The organism is Paenibacillus apiarius (assembly GCF_017052585.1).
Classification (GTDB): Bacteria; Bacillota; Bacilli; order Paenibacillales; family Paenibacillaceae; genus Paenibacillus_B; species Paenibacillus_B apiarius.
On record NZ_JAFFHZ010000001.1, the window covers coordinates 3,700,001 to 3,717,627 of the forward strand.

The 17,627-nt window shown below is 51.1% G+C and carries 14 protein-coding genes, 16 tRNA genes and 1 rRNA gene (1 of these 31 cut by a window edge); 28 read left to right on the forward strand and 3 right to left on the reverse strand.

Features of this window, described 5'->3' with window-relative positions:
- The 17 genes from JSQ80_RS16490 to JSQ80_RS16570 all read left to right on the forward strand — a co-directional run.
- Positions 1–2,557, forward strand: a 23S ribosomal RNA gene (locus JSQ80_RS16490) (it extends 371 nt beyond the left edge of the window).
- A gap of 78 nt (positions 2,558–2,635) precedes the next feature.
- Positions 2,636–2,711 (forward strand) — tRNA-Asn (locus tag JSQ80_RS16495).
- 1 nt (position 2,712) lies between these two features.
- Positions 2,713–2,805, forward strand: a tRNA-Ser gene (locus JSQ80_RS16500).
- A gap of 5 nt (positions 2,806–2,810) precedes the next feature.
- A tRNA-Glu gene (locus tag JSQ80_RS16505) sits at positions 2,811–2,885 on the forward strand.
- Between the two features lie 82 nt (positions 2,886–2,967).
- Positions 2,968–3,043, forward strand: a tRNA-Val gene (locus JSQ80_RS16510).
- A 4-nt stretch (positions 3,044–3,047) separates the two neighbouring features.
- Positions 3,048–3,124 (forward strand) — tRNA-Met (locus JSQ80_RS16515).
- Between the two features lie 5 nt (positions 3,125–3,129).
- Positions 3,130–3,206 (forward strand) — tRNA-Asp (locus JSQ80_RS16520).
- Between the two features lie 4 nt (positions 3,207–3,210).
- Positions 3,211–3,286 (forward strand) — tRNA-Phe (locus JSQ80_RS16525).
- A 12-nt stretch (positions 3,287–3,298) separates the two neighbouring features.
- Positions 3,299–3,371: transfer RNA gene (locus JSQ80_RS16530), tRNA-Thr, on the forward strand.
- Positions 3,372–3,381: 10 nt separating this feature from the next.
- A tRNA-Tyr gene (locus JSQ80_RS16535) sits at positions 3,382–3,467 on the forward strand.
- A 7-nt stretch (positions 3,468–3,474) separates the two neighbouring features.
- Positions 3,475–3,548: transfer RNA gene (locus JSQ80_RS16540), tRNA-Trp, on the forward strand.
- Between the two features lie 19 nt (positions 3,549–3,567).
- Positions 3,568–3,643: transfer RNA gene (locus tag JSQ80_RS16545), tRNA-His, on the forward strand.
- Between the two features lie 11 nt (positions 3,644–3,654).
- Positions 3,655–3,729: transfer RNA gene (locus JSQ80_RS16550), tRNA-Gln, on the forward strand.
- Positions 3,730–3,732: 3 nt separating this feature from the next.
- A tRNA-Gly gene (locus JSQ80_RS16555) sits at positions 3,733–3,807 on the forward strand.
- Between the two features lie 3 nt (positions 3,808–3,810).
- Positions 3,811–3,885 (forward strand) — tRNA-Cys (locus JSQ80_RS16560).
- An 11-nt stretch (positions 3,886–3,896) separates the two neighbouring features.
- Positions 3,897–3,973: transfer RNA gene (locus JSQ80_RS16565), tRNA-Arg, on the forward strand.
- Positions 3,974–3,995: 22 nt separating this feature from the next.
- Positions 3,996–4,078, forward strand: a tRNA-Leu gene (locus JSQ80_RS16570).
- 340 nt (positions 4,079–4,418) lie between these two features.
- On the opposite strand, the gene JSQ80_RS16575 is transcribed toward JSQ80_RS16570, so the two are convergent.
- Both JSQ80_RS16575 and JSQ80_RS16580 read right to left on the reverse strand, forming a co-directional pair.
- Complete coding sequence (locus JSQ80_RS16575) at positions 4,419–5,969, reverse strand: flotillin family protein (RefSeq protein WP_206096053.1); 1,551 nt, start codon at positions 5,967–5,969, stop codon at positions 4,419–4,421.
- A 45-nt stretch (positions 5,970–6,014) separates the two neighbouring features.
- Positions 6,015–6,554, reverse strand: a complete 540-nt coding sequence (locus JSQ80_RS16580) for an NfeD family membrane protein (RefSeq protein WP_206096054.1) — start codon at positions 6,552–6,554, stop codon at positions 6,015–6,017.
- Positions 6,555–6,809: 255 nt separating this feature from the next.
- Between JSQ80_RS16580 and JSQ80_RS16585 the strand changes: the two genes are divergently transcribed.
- From JSQ80_RS16585 to JSQ80_RS16615, 7 genes are all read left to right on the forward strand, one after another.
- On the forward strand, positions 6,810–7,115 hold the full coding sequence (locus JSQ80_RS16585; RefSeq protein ID WP_087435859.1) for a LiaF transmembrane domain-containing protein: 306 nt from the start codon (positions 6,810–6,812) through the stop codon (positions 7,113–7,115).
- A gap of 52 nt (positions 7,116–7,167) precedes the next feature.
- Complete coding sequence (locus JSQ80_RS16590) at positions 7,168–7,833, forward strand: PspA/IM30 family protein (RefSeq protein ID WP_087435860.1); 666 nt, start codon at positions 7,168–7,170, stop codon at positions 7,831–7,833.
- A gap of 8 nt (positions 7,834–7,841) precedes the next feature.
- Entirely contained in the window at positions 7,842–8,321 is a 480-nt protein-coding gene (locus JSQ80_RS16595; protein WP_087435861.1) for a PspC domain-containing protein, read from the forward strand.
- A 1-nt stretch (position 8,322) separates the two neighbouring features.
- Positions 8,323–9,006 (forward strand): PspA/IM30 family protein, encoded by a 684-nt coding sequence (locus tag JSQ80_RS16600; RefSeq protein ID WP_206096055.1) that lies wholly within the window; start codon positions 8,323–8,325, stop codon positions 9,004–9,006.
- Positions 9,007–9,116: 110 nt separating this feature from the next.
- Positions 9,117–9,767, forward strand: coding sequence for a cell wall-active antibiotics response protein LiaF (liaF, locus tag JSQ80_RS16605; protein WP_087435863.1), 651 nt, complete (start codon positions 9,117–9,119; stop codon positions 9,765–9,767).
- A 74-nt stretch (positions 9,768–9,841) separates the two neighbouring features.
- Positions 9,842–10,945 carry a HAMP domain-containing sensor histidine kinase gene (locus JSQ80_RS16610; RefSeq protein ID WP_087435864.1) on the forward strand — a complete coding sequence of 368 codons (1,104 nt, stop codon included), beginning with the start codon at positions 9,842–9,844 and terminating at the stop codon, positions 10,943–10,945.
- Positions 10,926–11,573, forward strand: coding sequence for a response regulator transcription factor (locus JSQ80_RS16615; RefSeq protein WP_206097636.1), 648 nt, complete (start codon positions 10,926–10,928; stop codon positions 11,571–11,573). The genes JSQ80_RS16610 and JSQ80_RS16615 overlap by 20 nt, the downstream gene beginning before the upstream one ends.
- Positions 11,574–11,654: 81 nt before the next feature.
- On the opposite strand, the gene JSQ80_RS16620 is transcribed toward JSQ80_RS16615, so the two are convergent.
- Positions 11,655–11,903 carry a hypothetical protein gene (locus tag JSQ80_RS16620; RefSeq protein WP_140397948.1) on the reverse strand — a complete coding sequence of 83 codons (249 nt, stop codon included), beginning with the start codon at positions 11,901–11,903 and terminating at the stop codon, positions 11,655–11,657.
- Between the two features lie 330 nt (positions 11,904–12,233).
- Between JSQ80_RS16620 and JSQ80_RS16625 the strand changes: the two genes are divergently transcribed.
- From JSQ80_RS16625 to JSQ80_RS16640, 4 genes are all read left to right on the forward strand, one after another.
- Positions 12,234–13,010 carry a YwmB family TATA-box binding protein gene (locus tag JSQ80_RS16625; RefSeq protein ID WP_206096056.1) on the forward strand — a complete coding sequence of 259 codons (777 nt, stop codon included), beginning with the start codon at positions 12,234–12,236 and terminating at the stop codon, positions 13,008–13,010.
- A 198-nt stretch (positions 13,011–13,208) separates the two neighbouring features.
- On the forward strand, positions 13,209–14,753 hold the full coding sequence (gene zwf, locus JSQ80_RS16630; protein WP_206096057.1) for a glucose-6-phosphate dehydrogenase: 1,545 nt from the start codon (positions 13,209–13,211) through the stop codon (positions 14,751–14,753).
- A gap of 232 nt (positions 14,754–14,985) precedes the next feature.
- Entirely contained in the window at positions 14,986–16,593 is a 1,608-nt protein-coding gene (locus tag JSQ80_RS16635; protein WP_087435868.1) for an ABC transporter substrate-binding protein, read from the forward strand.
- Between the two features lie 80 nt (positions 16,594–16,673).
- Complete coding sequence (locus JSQ80_RS16640) at positions 16,674–17,624, forward strand: ABC transporter permease (protein WP_087435869.1); 951 nt, start codon at positions 16,674–16,676, stop codon at positions 17,622–17,624.
- Positions 17,625–17,627: the final 3 nt, after the last annotated feature.

Genomic DNA, 17,627 nt, shown 5'->3' on the forward strand with positions numbered 1-17,627 from the left:
TAACAGCCCTGTATTCGAAAGTGAATGCCCTCCGAGACGGATCCCGAGTACCGCGGGACACGTGAAACCCCGTGGGAATCTGGCAGGACCATCTGCTAAGGCTAAATACTCCCTGGTGACCGATAGTGAAGCAGTACCGTGAGGGAAAGGTGAAAAGCACCCCGGAAGGGGAGTGAAATAGAACCTGAAACCGTGTGCTTACAAGAAGTCAGAGCCCGTTAACTGGGTGATGGCGTGCCTTTTGTAGAATGAACCGGCGAGTTACGTTTACGTGCAAGGTTAAGGTGAAAAGCCGCAGCCGCAGCGAAAGCGAGTCTGAATAGGGCGAATGAGTACGTAGTCGTAGACCCGAAACCGTGTGATCTACCCCTGTCCAGGGTGAAGGTGCGGTAACACGCACTGGAGGCCCGAACCCACGTACGTTGAAAAGTGCGGGGATGAGGTGGGGGTAGCGGAGAAATTCCAATCGAACTCGGAGATAGCTGGTTCTCCCCGAAATAGCTTTAGGGCTAGCCTCGGAGTCAAGAGTCGTGGAGGTAGAGCACTGATTGGATGCGGGGCCCGCCAAGGGTTACCAAGTTCAGTCAAACTCCGAATGCCATCGACTTATATCCGGGAGTCAGACAGTGGGTGCTAAGGTCCATTGTCAAGAGGGAAACAGCCCAGACCATCAGCTAAGGCCCCTAAGTATACGTTAAGTGGGAAAGGATGTGGAGTTGCCCAGACAACCAGGATGTTGGCTTAGAAGCAGCCATCATTTAAAGAGTGCGTAATAGCTCACTGGTCGAGTGACTCTGCGCCGAAAATGTAACGGGGCTAAACGTATCGCCGAAGCTATGGCTTGCATCTATGATGCATGGGTAGGGGAGCGTTGTGTATCGGGTTGAAGGTAGACCGGAAGGACTGCTGGACTATACACAAGTGAGAATGCCGGTATGAGTAACGAAAAGACATGTGAGAATCATGTCCGCCGAAAGCCTAAGGGTTCCTGGGGAAGGCTCGTCCGCCCAGGGTAAGTCGGGACCTAAGGCGAGGCCGAAAGGCGTAGTCGAAGGACAACAGGTTGAAATTCCTGTACCACCGTAAGCCGTTATGAGCAATGGGGGGACGCAGAAGGATAGGGACGCGAGCTGATGGATGCTCGTCCAAGCAGTGAGGCCGGTCAGTAGGCAAATCCGCTGACCATAAGGCTGGGCTGTGATGGGGAGGGAAATTTATAGTACCGAAGGTCTTGATTTCATGCTGCCAAGAAAAGCCTCTAGCCAGGTGAAGGTGCCCGTACCGCAAACCGACACAGGTAGGCGAGAAGAGAATTCTAAGGCGCGCGGAAGAACTCTCGTTAAGGAACTCGGCAAAATGACCCCGTAACTTCGGGAGAAGGGGTGCCTCGGTAGGGTGAATAGCCCGAGGGGGCCGCAGTGAAAAGGCCCAAGCGACTGTTTAGCAAAAACACAGGTCTGTGCGAAGCCGCAAGGCGAAGTATACGGGCTGACGCCTGCCCGGTGCTGGAAGGTTAAGGGGAGTGGTTAGCCGCAAGGCGAAGCTATGAACCGAAGCCCCAGTAAACGGCGGCCGTAACTATAACGGTCCTAAGGTAGCGAAATTCCTTGTCAGGTAAATTCTGACCCGCACGAATGGCGTAACGACTTGGGCGCTGTCTCAACGAGAGATCCGGTGAAATTTTAATACCTGTGAAGATGCAGGTTACCCGCGACAAGACGGAAAGACCCCATGGAGCTTTACTGCAGCTTGATATTGGACTTTGGTACGGTCTGTACAGGATAGGTGGGAGCCTGCGAAGCCGGTGCGCCAGCATCGGTGGAGGCATCGTTGGGATACCACCCTGATCGTATCGGAGTTCTAACCTAGGACCGTGATCCGGTTCGGGGACAGTGTCAGGTGGGCAGTTTGACTGGGGCGGTCGCCTCCTAAAGAGTAACGGAGGCGCCCCAAGGTTCCCTCAGAATGGTTGGAAATCATTCGAAGAGTGCAAAGGCAGAAGGGAGCTTGACTGCGAGACCTACAAGTCGAGCAGGGACGAAAGTCGGGCTTAGTGATCCGGTGGTACCGCATGGAAGGGCCATCGCTCAACGGATAAAAGCTACCCTGGGGATAACAGGCTTATCTCCCCCAAGAGTCCACATCGACGGGGAGGTTTGGCACCTCGATGTCGGCTCATCGCATCCTGGGGCTGAAGTAGGTCCCAAGGGTTGGGCTGTTCGCCCATTAAAGCGGTACGCGAGCTGGGTTCAGAACGTCGTGAGACAGTTCGGTCCCTATCTGTCGCGGGCGCAGGAAATTTGAGAGGAGCTGTCCTTAGTACGAGAGGACCGGGATGGACGTACCGCTGGTGTACCAGTTGTCTCGCCAGAGGCATGGCTGGGTAGCTACGTACGGAAGGGATAAGCGCTGAAAGCATCTAAGCGTGAAGCCCCCCTCAAGATGAGATTTCCCAATTTAGTAAGACCCCTTGAAGACGACGAGGTAGATAGGTTCGGGGTGGAAGCACAGCAATGTGTGGAGCTGACGAATACTAATCGGTCGAGGGCTTATCCTACTAACACAATTGATTCTAGAGCAAATGAAACTTTCGCGTTCAGTTTTCAAGGCGCAATGCCTTGTTACAGATTCATATTCCCTGATAGCTCAGTTGGTAGAGCACTCGGCTGTTAACCGAGTTGTCACAGGTTCGAGTCCTGTTCGGGGAGCCATGGAGAGATGTCCGAGTTTGGTCGAAGGAGCACGATTGGAAATCGTGTAGGCGCCAAAAGCGTCTCGAGGGTTCGAATCCCTCTCTCTCCGCCAGCTGTGGCCCGTTGGTCAAGGGGTTAAGACACCTCCCTTTCACGGAGGTAACAGGGGTTCGAATCCCCTACGGGTCACCACTTACATCATTCAACTGGAAGAAATTGAGGGTTGAAAAGAGTGAGTGATGATGATAGACTATAATAGTCATCGCAAAAAAATGGACGCTTAGCTCAGCTGGGAGAGCATCTGCCTTACAAGCAGAGGGTCGGCGGTTCGATCCCGTCAGCGTCCACCATTATCGCGGGGTGGAGCAGTCTGGTAGCTCGTCGGGCTCATAACCCGAAGGTCGTAGGTTCAAATCCTGCCCCCGCAACCAAATATGGAGCTGTGGTGTAGAGGCCTAACATGCCTGCCTGTCACGCAGGAGAACGCGGGTTCGAATCCCGTCAGCTCCGCCATTTTGGCTCGGTAGCTCAGTCGGTAGAGCAGAGGACTGAAAATCCTCGTGTCGGCGGTTCGATTCCGTCCCGAGCCACCATACAAGGCTTGAGCCGGTGTAGCTCAGTTGGTAGAGCGGCTGACTTGTAATCAGTAGGTCGAGGGTTCGACTCCTTTCGCCGGCACTGATACTGTGGAGGATTAGCGAAGTGGCCAAACGCAGCAGACTGTAAATCTGTTCCCGGACGGGTTCGGTGGTTCGAATCCATCATCCTCCACCACTTATATAGGGGCATAGTTTAAAGGTAGAACAGCGGTCTCCAAAACCGTTAGTGTGGGTTCAATTCCTGCTGCCCCTGCCAAGAGAAAATTGTGAATATGGCGGTCGTGGCGAAGTGGTTAACGCATCGGATTGTGGCTCCGACATTCGGGGGTTCGATTCCCCTCGATCGCCCCATATTACCACAATGGGGATTAGCCAAGCGGTAAGGCAACGGACTTTGACTCCGTCATGCATAGGTTCGAATCCTATATCCCCAGCCATTTGCGGACATAGCTCAGTGGTAGAGTATCGCCTTGCCAAGGCGAGGGTCGCGGGTTCGAATCCCGTTGTCCGCTCCAGATGGCGCCATAGCCAAGTGGTAAGGCAAAGCTCTGCAAAAGCTTTATTCCCCAGTTCGAATCTGGGTGGCGCCTCCAACTTGCAATATGTGCCCTTAGCTCAGCTGGATAGAGCGTTTGACTACGAATCAAAAGGTCAGGAGTTCGAATCTCTTAGGGCACGCCATTTAAGATAATTAGCTTCATATGCCGGTGTGGCGGAATTGGCAGACGCGCGCGACTCAAAATCGTGAGGGAAACCGTGGAGGTTCGAGTCCTCTCACCGGCACCACTATTACAGATAAGCTACCATAAATATGGGGCTTTTTTTGTTTATATAACAATCCCCCTTTATAGTTGCAATGCTGAAGCGCACGCTGTGTTTTGTAAATAATTGAACACGGCCTTACACCATCCATCCGTACGTGATTGATGACAGCGGCCTGATGCCGATCGCGAGAAGAGCTGTCGCCTGAATTGACGAGGGGGACATGGTGTGCGGCCTATTGGTTATCGCAATGAAGCCATAATAAAGAAAGCCTTGCGGGCGCAGCTGAGATCAGGTGCTGCCCGCAAGGCTTTCGTCATAAACAGGTCATAAATAGATAGAAATCAATTAGGGCATGCTAACGTTAGGCTTCCGGCGCATCCGTTGCTTTAATTGCAGGCAGCTTCTCGGCCGTCGCTGCAACGTTAGATACAGCAGAGGCTGGAGCTTGATTATCAATGCCGGCGCCTTCTGTCAGCCGCTTAATCATGCGTTCGATATCGAGACCCGATACATCTTTCAGCATTTGCGGCGCGGTTGCCATCAGCTGTGTGACATAATTGCTCACACGTGCCGCTCCTTCGCCATTACCCGTATCGACGACTGTCAGCTTGTCGATGGATTTAATCGGCTCAGCCACTTTACCAGCCAGCTCAGGCAGCATCTTCACGACAATGTCGAGCACCGCTGCTTCGCCGAACTTCTCGAACGCTTCGGCAAGCTTCTGCTTCGCATCCGCTTCCGCAAGACCGCGCAGCCGAATGACTTCTGCTTCCGCGGTACCGCGCGCACGCTCCGCATCCGCTTCGGCAAGCCCTGCGAGGCGCTTCTGCTCCGCTTGCGCCTTCGCCTCAGCCTCGATGCGGTATTGCATCGCATCCGCTTCAAGCACTTTGCGCGACTTCTCCGCTTCCGCCGCTTGAACGACCGAATAGCGATCAGCGTCCGCTTTTTTCTTTACTTCCGCATCGTACTGCTTCTCGCGCCGCAAAATCTCTTTAGCCTCGAGGTCAATTTCCCGTTCCTTCCGAACGAGCTCAACGCGCATTTGCTCTTCCACAACGCTTTGCTTCGAGCGCGCTTCTTGAATGAAGTAGGCCTGGTCGGCTTCGGCGCGCGCCAGATCCTGGTCTTTCTTGAACGCCGCGATCTTCAATTCCTTCTCCTTCGACGCTTCGGCGACGTTGGTGTCGCGAATGAGCTCTGCCTTCATTCCTTCTTCTTCCGCCTTCGCCTTCTGAATGCGGGAATCACGAACGGCTTCCGCTTCAGCAATATCGGCGTCGCGCTTAACAGCAGCAATACGCGGCTTCCCGAGCGCATCCAAGTATCCGTGCTTGTCACGCACGTCTTTAATGGTGAACGATACGATTTGCAGGCCCATCTTCTTCAAGTCTCGCGCAGCAACCGACTGCACCTCCTGAGCGAAACGATCACGGTTGCGGTACACTTCCTCGACGGTCATCGAGCCAAGGATAGCGCGCAGATGGCCTTCCAGCACTTCCTGCGCCTCACTTTTTAACGCTTCCGTCGGCTTGCCCAAGAATTGTTCGGCTGCCGTCGCGATGTCTTCCACGGTACCGCCAATCTTGATGATGGCGACCGCGTCCGTCATGACGGGAACCCCTTGCTCGGTATATACCTCTGGCGTCATGACGTCCAGTTTGTGCGAGAGCAAGGACAGATTACGCGACTGCTGGAAAATAGGCAATATGAATGCGCCGCCGCCGCGGACAATCTTCATCTTGCGTCCAGATTCATCTGCGTTTACATTTTTCGTGCCAAGATAAGAACCGGTGACAATCATCGCTTCGTCTGGCCGGACCGTCTTGTAACGGGCCCAGAAGGCGAGTCCGAGCAGAACGATGACTCCGATGACGATGGCTGGAATCACAATTACATCATTTAAATCCATGGCATACAGCTCCCTTTTATATATAAATTTGTGGAAACACCAATGTTAGCGGCTTGGACGGAGCAAATCTTCGGTGAGAGGAGCAACATATAGCGTATCTTCCTTCACTTCGACTACGACAATGGTCATTCCAGAAGGAATGTTCTCCTTATCGAAAGAAGCCGCAATCTGATTCGTCAAGCCCGCTCCGATGCGCACGGTCACTTCGCCGAAGCCTGTTGCCGGAATCGGCACGATTACTTCGCCTACCTTCCCGGTCAGATCCTGGATAGAGAAGCCGATAGAATTCTCTCCTTGCTCCATCGGTTTTATATAGAAGAAATACATCATAACGGAGACGAGAAGGGCGCAAGCGATGGCGATAAGCAGGATGCTGGCCGACTGGAAGGCCGTGTAGCGGGTAAGCAGTATCCCGGTAGCACCAAGCGCAGTCAAGCCGCTTACTAATGCGGTAGGTTGCAGGAAGGAGAGGTGTCCGTCGCCTACTAAGGCGTCAAAGGCGTGGCTTAGCACTTCTCCGAAGATGAAGGTAATGACGGCATATAAAGCGCCGAATACGAGCAAGCTCCAATATAAAGCTTCCATAGCATCTCTCCTTAGCAGCAGGTTCGTGTGGTGAGGATCAGGTGTTTGGATCCTTATGGAAATATATACGTGCGATACTGCGCGGTAGTTTCACTCCTGCATCTAATCTGTCTAGCATCGGCTCAAACTGGGGTCGATCCCGGCCCCCGACTTCAGTCTAGGTTCAAAAACCGCCCCCAGCCTGTTTTGAATAAATGCGATTCCACCTAAAATAAAGACATAAGCAAGGCACAACGAAAGGTGGTGACGAACCGAATGCAAATGAACAAAGGAAATACCTTCGCTTTTATACTTATCGCACTGGGTGGCTTCATCCTTCTCAGCAAGTTCGGGATTCACTTGGGTAGCTGGTTCGGCTATTTGCTTCCGATTCTCCTGATTGGACTGGGTTACTATGGTGTGAAGGCGGGAAATTCGACCTTCGGATGGATTTTCATCATTATCGGCTCGATTAGCTTAATCGGTAAGTTATCTTGGCTCATCGGTATTATCGTTGCCGTAGCAATGGTTGGATTCGGGATATCGATGTTGTCCAGTAAGCGCAATAGACATCCTTACTAAACAAAACAAAAACGATGCAGCAAAATGACGAGTCAAGGAGGGAAAGAGCGGTATGAGCAACATTTTTAAAAGGGTTCGCGACATCACACTCGCTACGCTCAACGAGCGATTGGATAAAGTGGAAGACCCTGTGCGCTTGATTGACCAGTTTCTAATGCGCACACGGCACGATATTGCGGAAGCAGACCGCCTTTATCAGCAATATGTGATGCACGCGAATCAAATGAGACATCAAATGAATCAAGCGCAGGAAATGCGTGACCGCAGAGAACAGCAAGCGATGCTGGCATTGAAGGCGGGCGAGGAATTCGCCGCAAAGATCGCTTTGCAAGAGAAGCTGATGCATGAAGAAAAAGCAATACAGTACGCTGATTTATATGATAAGAGCAAGCAAGCCATTCTTGATCTGGAAGAACAGTTGAACCTGCTCAAGAGTGAATATCAAACGGTGTATGACAAGCGCCAATATTATTTCGCCCGTATGCAAAATATTCGACTGCAGCAGCAGATGAATCAACGCTTCGGACAATATGGCGGCGGGCAAGTCGACGGCATGTTCCGGCGCCTGGAAGACCGCGTCACCGATATGGAGTGGGAAACAGAGAGTATCCAACAAGTTCGCCGGATGGGCGGACAGGCGGGCAGCCTGGGGCAAGAATCGGCGCTGCAGCGCGAGATGGAACGTTTAAGACAGAAATTAGATTCGACAAAGGAGTGACATGAGTCATGAACAGAAAATTATATCGTTCGGTTCGTGACCGGAAGCTGTGCGGCCTCATCGGCGGCCTGGGCGAATGGCTCGGCTTTGATGTAACTCTGCTGCGTATCCTATTTGTGATTGGGTGTTTCTTTTCCGGCTTCACGTTACTGTTCGTCTATTTCATCGTGGCGCTTGTAGTGCCAAAAGAACCTTATTCTCCGTATGGTCCGCAAGGATACGGCTCGGGCCCGTACAATAACCCAAACGGCTACAATAGCTATAATGGCGGCTATACGGCGAATGACCAAGGATGTTACAACAACACCCGTCAAGGCGGAGCGTACGACAATTACGGCTCTTACAACTCTTCCAGCTATGGAAGCATGAAGCAAAAGGATAATTCCTCCATTGATTCCATGATGGAAGATATCGAAAGAAAAGCAATGATGAAAGAATTACAAGAATTGCGCAATAAAGTCGCAAAGTATGAGAAAGGGGATAAGTAAAATGGGAGTATTCAAACGAATTAAAGATATGACAAAGGCGTCGGTTCACGAGGTATTGGATAAAGTAGAAGACCCGGTAGTAATGTTAAATCAGTATCTGCGCGACATGGAGCAGGAAATTCATGAAGCGGAAGTGACGGTAGCGAAGCAAATGGCAAACGAGCGCCGCATTAAGCACCGCTTCGATGAAGCGATTCGGATGTCTGCCGACCGTGAAGCGCAAGCCGAGCGCGCGCTGACTTCAGGACAAGAAGAATTGGCCCGCAAATGCCTGGAAGAGAAGCTGTACTATGATCAAAAAGTAGCGGAATACAGTGACTTGCATACACAAGCCAAATCGCAAGCAGACGAATTGATGCAGCAATTGCATTCCATGAAGGATGAATTCTACAAGCTGCGCAACAAGCGCAATGAATTGGCTGCCCGCGCACAAATGGCGAAGGCCCGCAAGCAAATGGCTTCCATCACAAGCGTCCATTCCATTGAAGCGGGCAATGCTTCCCGCGGCTTCCACCGCATGGAAGAGAAGATTATGCAGTTGGAGGCGGAAGCAGAAGTGATGCGTGCCCCTTACGGAGGCTATTCTACACCGGCTTCGTACCAACAACCGGTTGATGTCGAGAAGCAAATCAAAGTCGACGAGCAGTTGGCTGCGTTGAAACAAAAATTAGGCCAAAACGAATAACCCCTTGGGGTAGGCCTCAGGTTATGATATGCTAACAAAGGAGCTCTGCGGCGATGCATTTGCATCGCCGTTATTGGCTTCACACGATTCTTTGCGACAGGAGGTGCGACATGAAGACAAACAACCGTTTACTTGCATATGTGCTCATTGTTGTTGGATTGCTTATTCTGATAGGCAAGTGGCTTAGTTTCGGTACGTTTGTCGCCCTCGTAATGCTATATTTAGGCGTCCGTAAAGTTCGTGCTGCGGAATTGCGTGTCGGTTATATTTTGCTCGGTGTCGGGGGAGCGCTGCTGTTGTTGGAGCATTTGATGCTCTTTATGGGAATTATCCTTATATCGTTAGGCATTTTTTATTCGCGGACCCGACAGGATGAAAAGCAAGAGCGGGTCGAGAAACGCCAAAATTTGACCGCAAGCTTGAAATGGGATCGGGAGCCCTATATTTTGCATAGCCAGAGCATGTGGCACGTAATCGGAGAGTGCGATATCGACTTATCGCTTGCCATATTGGAGGAGCCAGAAACGAAGCTGCTGTTCCAGGGCGTGATGGGCGATATGGATATTACCATTCCGGACGATGTAGGCGTAGAGATCGAAGCTACCGTTTTATTCGGACAGATCGATATCGGGCGGGATAAAGAGACGGGATTGTTCAACAAGTGGACTTGGCGTTCCCCCAATTATGATTGGGCCGAACAACGAGTGAAACTATACATCTCTTATATCGTAGGAGATATAGATATCAAATTGCACGTATAGAGGTTGTTCAAAAAGCCCCTTTTGAACACGAATTTTAGCGAATGGAATGTGGAAAGGAGATGCAATAGCCGGCGATGGAACCGAAGAAAAATGCGAACATGGTTGTGCGTTTAGTGGGCGAAACGCTTCTCCTTTCATGTATTTTATTTTTTATCATCGTATATTTAATGCAGTCCTACGGCTACGTAAAGCCGTTTGAAACCTGGCTTGACGGCGTGAAGGCGACGTTGTCGGCCTTAATCGTGGTTGCCATCATTGCGACCAGCTACGGTTTCTTTCAAGGATACCGCATGAAGCGCCGCATTGAGCTGCTGCGCGAATCGATGCTGCTCTTGGAGAAGGGGAACTTGTCCCGGCCGATGCCCGACTTGGGCGAAGATGAAATCGGTCAATTGGCCGATCAATTGGGGAGGGTCAGCAAGCGTTGGGAAGAGCAGGTCACATCCTTGCAAAGGCTGTCGACGAACAACGCCCAGTTGGCCGAGCAAGCCCGGATTTCGGCTATTATTGAAGAGCGGCAACGCTTGGCGCGGGAGCTGCATGATGCGGTAAGTCAGCAGCTGTTCGCCATTTCGATGACGGCAACGGCCGTCAGACGCACATTGGATAAAGACTTCGACCGCGCCGAACGGCAGGTGGAGCTCATTGAAGAGATGGCTTCCGTGGCTCAATCCGAGATGCGCGCACTGCTGCTGCATTTGCGGCCGGTTCATTTGGAAGGCAAAGGGTTGGCCCAAGGGATTGCGGAATTGATACGGGAGTTGCAAAGCAAGATACCGATTGAAATTCTATGTGAAATGGATGAGCATATCGAGCTTGTCAAAGGCGTAGAAAATCATCTGTTCCGCATTGTGCAAGAAGCGCTGTCGAATACACTGCGGCACTCGAAGGCAACCCGCATGGAGATTAAGCTGCAGAATCGGGATGATTTCGTTCGTCTGTTCATTCGGGACAACGGCGTGGGCTTTGACTGGGATGATAAAAAGCAAGCGAGCTACGGACTTCGAACGATGCAAGAGCGTATTCATGAAGTGGGAGGTTCCATTCAGTTCATTACTGCTCCGGAAAAAGGGACCCGCATCGAGATACGCGTACCTGTCGTGAAAGAGGAAAGTGGCTTGAGAGAGGAAGAAGGTAGCGATGGAGATGGAAGCATCCATGATGGAGACAACCGTTAAAGTATTGCTGGTCGATGATCATGAAATGGTTCGAATCGGCCTGGCAGCCGTGTTAAGCACCGAAGACGGCATCGAAGTTGTAGGTGAGGCAAGCAACGGCGAGGATGGCATTCGCCTTGCGCAGGAGTATAAGCCGGATGTCGTGCTGATGGACCTGGTTATGGACGGCATGGACGGCATCGAGACGACGCGCAAGCTGCTGCAGTTATACCCGGAATGCAAAGTCATCGTGCTCACCAGTTATTTGGATGATGAGAAGATGTATCCAGTTATTGAGGCGGGCGCGTTCAGCTATTTGCTGAAGACATCGCGCGCAACCGAAATCGCAGAAGCGATTCGGGCCGCGGCAAGAGGACAATCCGTTCTGGAATCCCAAGTGGCATCCAAGATGATGAACAGGTTCCGGCAACCGAAACAATCATTGGCTGCGCATGAGCAGCTGACAGAACGAGAAATGGACGTTCTGCGCTTGCTCGCACAAGGAAAATCGAATCAGGATATTGCCAACGATCTTTTTATCGGTATTAAGACCGTGAAGTTCCATGTCACGAACATATTAGCGAAGCTAGGAGTAGAGGACCGCACGCAGGCGGCTATTTACGCCTATAAGAATGGTTTGGCTGAATAACAAAGAACCCGACACTTTCAGGAGAAAGCGGTCGGGTTCTTTGTTCACGAACAGAAGGGCGGAATAGGTAAGCAGGATTTTTCAGATGAAAAGCAGAAGCAATAAAGTTACCAGACCTAAATCCAAATCAACGCGGGGACCGTAGTTGTAAGGGGCGTACGGATAAGGATAATACGGGCCATAGGGAAAAATGGCGTTGGTGCGTGCCTTCCGGGCTTTTTTCGCGGACGCTGCAGTGCTTGGTTCATTTTGTTTTTTTGCCTTTTTTCTTTTTTTTGCAGGAGTGAGCGAGTGCTGCTTGGAGACAGAAGGCGCATCGGCGTTCAGCACGAGCTTTCCCCCTTGGCATGAGCTCAGCCGGCCGATATACCGTCGTCCGTCTTGCGTCTCGACATAAACCGTCCGACCGCAATAATGTTGGATGGTTCGTTCATCCAGTGGAACCGGAACCATGTTACTATGCCTCCTTCTTCCTTCCGAGACGTTTATGACAACAGTCTATTCCATAGAGGATACAAGCGTATGGTCATTCACCCAGAAGAAAAGTGCCTATTTTACCATTAAGGAATACTTACGTTCCGTGGAGCGATAAAGCGGAATCAACATTTCTTATGGCGATAAAATTTCGATTCACAATTTCTGCAAAGGCAAGGTGATCGAATGTCGAAAGCAGTCCGCCGTACGGGTTCGGCAGCTATCGGATTAGTGGTGCTTGCGCTCTGCGGCGCTTTGTTGGCGGTGTGGAACGGCGCGGAGTGGCGTCTTGCCTCTTCCCAAGAGAAGGAGCCCGTTGACATGATGAAGCGGGTGAAAATGCTGTGGGTACTGGCCGAGCTAAGTGGCGAGCGGCAATTCAACACAGTCGTCGCGGTTCATGGCAGCTTTATTGCGGAGGAAGACACGGATGACGAAGTAAACCGCTGGCGGATAGCAGTGGGCATGAGAGAAGCTTTGGCACCGGTTCAGGAGCGGGGCAGGGAAGTGTATCGCGGGAGCTATGCGACGTCTTCGTATATTGGGGATATGCTGTTGTTCCAAGAAGCGGATGGAAGGATATACTATACTGTAAAAATTCAAGGCTCCGCCAAAGGCGGGATGTTGGCAACTGCGCAGGAGGGGGAACGGCTGATTTATGCGCTGGCGGGCAACAATTTCAAGCCGGATTGGAACGCAACGGTACGAACGGTCACTGCTGCCTCTCTTCAGCAAAGCTTCGACAAGGCAGAGAATGCGCTGCGGGAATGGGGACAAGCGGAACCGCTTGACCGGTACGAGGATGAGCGAACCATAAGCGTATCCTATGAGACCGACTATATGGGACAAGGCGTACAAATGAAGCAGGGCCATGCGAACTTGCAGCTTGCCGTCCATGATAACCGGGAGAAAGGGGAGACCCGAATTTCATTCGGCACGCCGCTTATTGCCGGGGAATATTAGAAGTTCGAGTTATTGCAACCTTCTCGGTTCGGGAAAATATGCCTTTTTGAACGCGCATGATTAGAGTTTTATCCCCTCAATGACTTTTCTACTTGACGGGAAGGCATAGCATCTGTGCTTTAAGTATGCTAAAATGGCATCACATTCGAAATGTGATATATTTAGATCGATAAACGAGTGTAAGGATGATGGAGAGAGATGACTGTGATGCAGAATCAAGAATCCCAATTGGCTGAGGGCGCCGTCTTTTACATATTCGGTGCAACCGGCGACCTGGCACGCCGCAAACTGTTCCCGGCTATATACAGTCTATACCGCGAAGGCAAGCTAGGCGAACGCTTCGCTGTCATTGGACTGGCGCGCCGCGAACGCACAAACGATCAATTCCGTGAAGATGTGCGAGCATCAATTGACGAATTTTGTCGTTACCCGATTCAGAACGAGGAAGAATGGAGCGGCTTTGCCAAGCATTTTGAGTACAAACCGCTCGACATCAATAATGTGGAAGGCTTCCGCGAACTGCTGGTCCAGACGGAACATATTGAACGGGAATATAATATTCCGGGCAATCGCCTGTTCTATTTGGCTCTCGCACCTGAGCTGTTCGGCAGCGTATCCCATAACTTGCGCGAAGGCGGGATGCTTGACAGCGCTGGCTGGCATCGTCTTGTCATCGAGAAGCCATTTGGCTATGATCTTCGATCAGCGCAGAAGCTGAATGAAGAAATTCGCCAAGTGTTCAAAGAGGAAGAAATTTATCGCATCGACCACTATCTCGGCAAAGAGATGGTTCAGAACATTGAAATGATTCGCTTCGCGAATGCTTTCTTTGAACCATTGTGGAACAACAAGCATATTGCGAACATTCAAATCTCCTTATCCGAAACGGTGGGTGTAGAAGAACGCGGCGGCTATTATGATCATGCGGGCGCACTGAGAGACATGGCGCAGAATCATATGCTGCAAATGCTGACGATGATTGCCATGGAACCGCCTAGCCGTCTTCATCCGGAAGATATCCGCGACGAGAAGGTGAAGGTGCTGCGCTCTCTTCGTCAATACCATACAGGGGAAGAAGTGCGGCGCAATGTCGTGCGCGGACAATACTCCGCCGGGACGTTGAACAACAAGGAGCTTCCGGGATACCGCGAAGAGGACAAGGTTAATCCGGCATCCGTCACGGAGACGTATTTTGCCGCACGCGTATATGTCGATAACTTCCGCTGGGCCGGAGTACCGTTCTACATTCGTACCGGCAAGCGGCTTCCGGTGAAGACGACCGAAGTCGTAGTGGAATTTAAAAACATGCCGACCAATGTATATCTTGGACAGAAGCACACGCTTGAGCCGAACCTGCTCGTCATTCGCGTCAATCCGATGGAAGGCATCTATATTAAGATTAACGGGAAAAAGCCTGGCGCTGAAGGCGGCGTTCAACCGCTTGCCATGGACTTTTGCCAAAGCTGCATGATCGGCATTAATACGCCAGAGGCGTATGAGCGTTTGATCTTTGATGCGGCACGCGGGGATTCCACCTATTTCACGCGTTGGGACGAAGTCGCTTCGGCGTGGACATTCGTTGATCGCATTGCTAACGCATGGAAGGAAGGCAATGACGATTTGTTCTTGTATCCAGCTGGGTCTTGGGGACCGGCGCAAGCGGACGAGATGTTGGCACAAGACGGATTCCATTGGTGGCCGGTTAACGGACAAGAAGAAAGCCAAGTGGTGTGGACGAAATAACCAGAATTCGAGCTGAGTCTGCCCGGGTTTTTAGTAGTGGTTAATATTGGTGGACAGGCTGTGCTCTAGGAAAGAGCGCAGCCTTTTTGCTGCTGCATAAGCGTTTTATTCGTACTGTTCCTCACTAAAATGTTTAATTCCTATAAAGAAACTCGGGAAAAAGATTGCTATCTGATGAAAGATCGTTATACTAATATCATACTCTAGTTTACATCATTCAGGGGGAATCGACATGAAACGCAAGAACATCTGGATTACAGGTCTGTTATCTCTTCTCGTTCTGTTCATGAGCGCATGCGGTAACAGCTCGACTCCAGCACAGGATCCTAATTCAACATCGTCGACAGCGGCGGAAGGGACAGGCCAGCCGAAGGACGGCGGCAATATTATCATCGCTGTGCATGAGGATCCCCGCGTATTGAATCCGTTATATTCGAACGACCGGGTGACGTTAACGATTAACCAATCGTTGTTCGCTCCATTATATACAATTGAAGACGGAGGCGAAAAGAAATTCGTGCTCGCAGAAAGCCTGACGTCTTCGGAAGATTTTCTGACGTATACGCTGAAGCTGCGCGAAGGGCTGACATGGCATGATGGCCAGTCGCTGACGGCTGACGATATCGTGTATACAATGAACAGCATTTTGGATGAGAAGCAGAACAGCTCTCAGCGCGGATCCTTCGTATTCAACGGCAAGCCATTGACCGCGAAGAAGGTGGACGATCGCACCGTAGATTTCGTGCTTCCGCAGCCATCTGCATCCTTTGAAGCGATGCTGGCGACGTTGAAGCCGATTCCGGAGCATGTATTCAAAGGGGAAACCGACTTGGAGAAAAGCGGCAAGAACAGCAATCCAATCGGTTCGGGACCATTCAAATTCAAAGAATACCGTCCTGGTGAATATGTGACGCTTGAGCGCTTCGACAATTATTTTGGCGGTAAAGCCCGTTTGGATTCCGTCACATACCGGATTGCGAAAGATCCGAATGCAGCCAACCTGGCGCTGCAAAATGGCGAATTGAATATGCGCAAAATTGACCCAGCGGATTACAACAAGCTGAATGGCACCGGCAAATTCAATATGGTTATTTATCCGGAAGGCCGTCTGAACTACATGGTATTCAACTTCAATACCGAGGCGCTGAAAAAGAAAGAAGTCCGTCAAGCGATTGGATACGCGCTCGACAAGAACGAATTGATTGCGACCGCATATGGTTCATCTGAGTTTGCTGAGCCGGGAACATCCATCTTCACGCCGGATACGCAATATCAATCGGCAGACCATGAACAATACAATTACAATGCAGACCAAGCGAAGGAACTGCTCAAGGCGGCGGGCGCCGAGAACTTGAAGCTTCGCCTCGCATATGCGAATTCAAACAAAATCCAAGAGGCTCAAGCTCTTGTCATTCAGCAGAAGCTGAAAGAAGTCAGCATCGAAGTAGAATTGATGCCGCTGGATTCCACGGCGTACAGCAATATGTCACTGGATCCGAATAACACGAAGTTCGACCTGTCGTTCAATGGCTACATTATGGGTGTCGAGCCGGATGCTTATAAATCGCTGTACTTGAGCGATGCGGCTTACAATTACTCGCATTATAAAAATGCGGACCTCGACAAGCTGTGGGATCAAGCGGCGGTGGAAATGGATACGGCCAAACGGGCCGAGCAGTACAAGCAAATCCAGCAAACCATTGCCGATGAAATGGTCGTCTATCCGATTGCGTTCGACAAGGCAATTATTGCAGTGGACAAACGCTACGGCGGACTGGACGAAGCCCGTCCGAAGCCGGTCTTCATGTTCGAAGATTTGTCCAAGCTTTATTTGAATTAATAGGCCTGCAAGGCACTGAACTATACAACTAGAAAAAAAGCGCCGGTGATGTCACCGGCGCTTGTTCGGAGGGAACCCCTTTGCAGAAATACATCTTGCGACGAGTCCTGCAGGCGATTCCGCTTCTGTGGTTCATCTCAATCGTATCGTTCGCGCTCATTAAGCTTGCACCGGGTGATCCGGTGCTTTCGTTCGTCACGCCGGACATGGACGCGGAAGCCGTAGAGAGAGTTCGCCAAAGCTTGGGGCTGGATCAGCCGATCTATATTCAATATTGGATTTGGCTCAAAAATGTATTTATGGGCAACTTGGGCTACTCTGTATCCAATCATCGGCCGGTGTTGACGCTCATTGTGGAGCGCCTGCCGGCTACCATTGGGTTAATGGGGTCAGCCCTCTTGTTGTCGCTTATCATTTCCATTCCGCTCAGCATGTATGCCGCATCGAGACAAAATCGTCCGGCTGACCGCGTGCTGGGGTTGATTTCCTATATCGGCATTTCCATTCCCAGCTTCTGGTTCGGCATTATGCTCATCTATTTGTTCTCGTTGAAGCTGAATTGGCTGCCGAGCATGGGGATGCGCACGATCGGCGTTGATTCGGTGTGGGATATTGTCAAGCACGGCATCTTGCCGTGTACGGTGCTCGCTTTCATGAACGTGTCGGTCTATATGCGCTACATCCGATCGCACACGATCAGTCAATTGGAGGAGGATTATGTCCAGATCCAGTATGCTTATGGGGCGACTCAAGGCACCGTGCTGCGTCGCCATGTGCTGAAAAATGTGCTGCTGCCGATTATTACGATATTGGGGATGTCCTTTCCTGAGCTGATAGCAGGGGCGTTCATTACGGAATCGGTATTCTCATGGCCAGGAATGGGGCTGCTCGGCATTAATTCAGTCTTCTCTCTCGATTATCCCGTCATCATGGGGATTACCATGATATCGTCGGTGATGCTTGTCATCGGGAATTTGGTGGCAGACGTACTGTACGGCGTGGTTGATCCGCGAATAAAGACGATGGGGTGATGG

What these genes read in the sequence shown, in the direction of transcription:
- JSQ80_RS16575 (WP_206096053.1), bottom strand. Translation starts at nt 5,969, where the DNA reads ATGGATTTAAATGATGTAATTGTGATTCCAGCCATCGTCATCGGAGTC.
- JSQ80_RS16580 (WP_206096054.1), bottom strand. Translation starts at nt 6,554, where the DNA reads ATGGAAGCTTTATATTGGAGCTTGCTCGTATTCGGCGCTTTATATGCC.
- JSQ80_RS16585 (WP_087435859.1), top strand. Translation starts at nt 6,810, where the DNA reads ATGCAAATGAACAAAGGAAATACCTTCGCTTTTATACTTATCGCACTG.
- JSQ80_RS16590 (WP_087435860.1), top strand. Translation starts at nt 7,168, where the DNA reads ATGAGCAACATTTTTAAAAGGGTTCGCGACATCACACTCGCTACGCTC.
- JSQ80_RS16595 (WP_087435861.1), top strand. Translation starts at nt 7,842, where the DNA reads ATGAACAGAAAATTATATCGTTCGGTTCGTGACCGGAAGCTGTGCGGC.
- JSQ80_RS16600 (WP_206096055.1), top strand. Translation starts at nt 8,323, where the DNA reads ATGGGAGTATTCAAACGAATTAAAGATATGACAAAGGCGTCGGTTCAC.
- liaF (WP_087435863.1), top strand. Translation starts at nt 9,117, where the DNA reads ATGAAGACAAACAACCGTTTACTTGCATATGTGCTCATTGTTGTTGGA.
- JSQ80_RS16610 (WP_087435864.1), top strand. Translation starts at nt 9,842, where the DNA reads ATGGAACCGAAGAAAAATGCGAACATGGTTGTGCGTTTAGTGGGCGAA.
- JSQ80_RS16615 (WP_206097636.1), top strand. Translation starts at nt 10,926, where the DNA reads ATGATGGAGACAACCGTTAAAGTATTGCTGGTCGATGATCATGAAATG.
- JSQ80_RS16625 (WP_206096056.1), top strand. Translation starts at nt 12,234, where the DNA reads ATGTCGAAAGCAGTCCGCCGTACGGGTTCGGCAGCTATCGGATTAGTG.
- zwf (WP_206096057.1), top strand. Translation starts at nt 13,209, where the DNA reads ATGACTGTGATGCAGAATCAAGAATCCCAATTGGCTGAGGGCGCCGTC.
- JSQ80_RS16635 (WP_087435868.1), top strand. Translation starts at nt 14,986, where the DNA reads ATGAAACGCAAGAACATCTGGATTACAGGTCTGTTATCTCTTCTCGTT.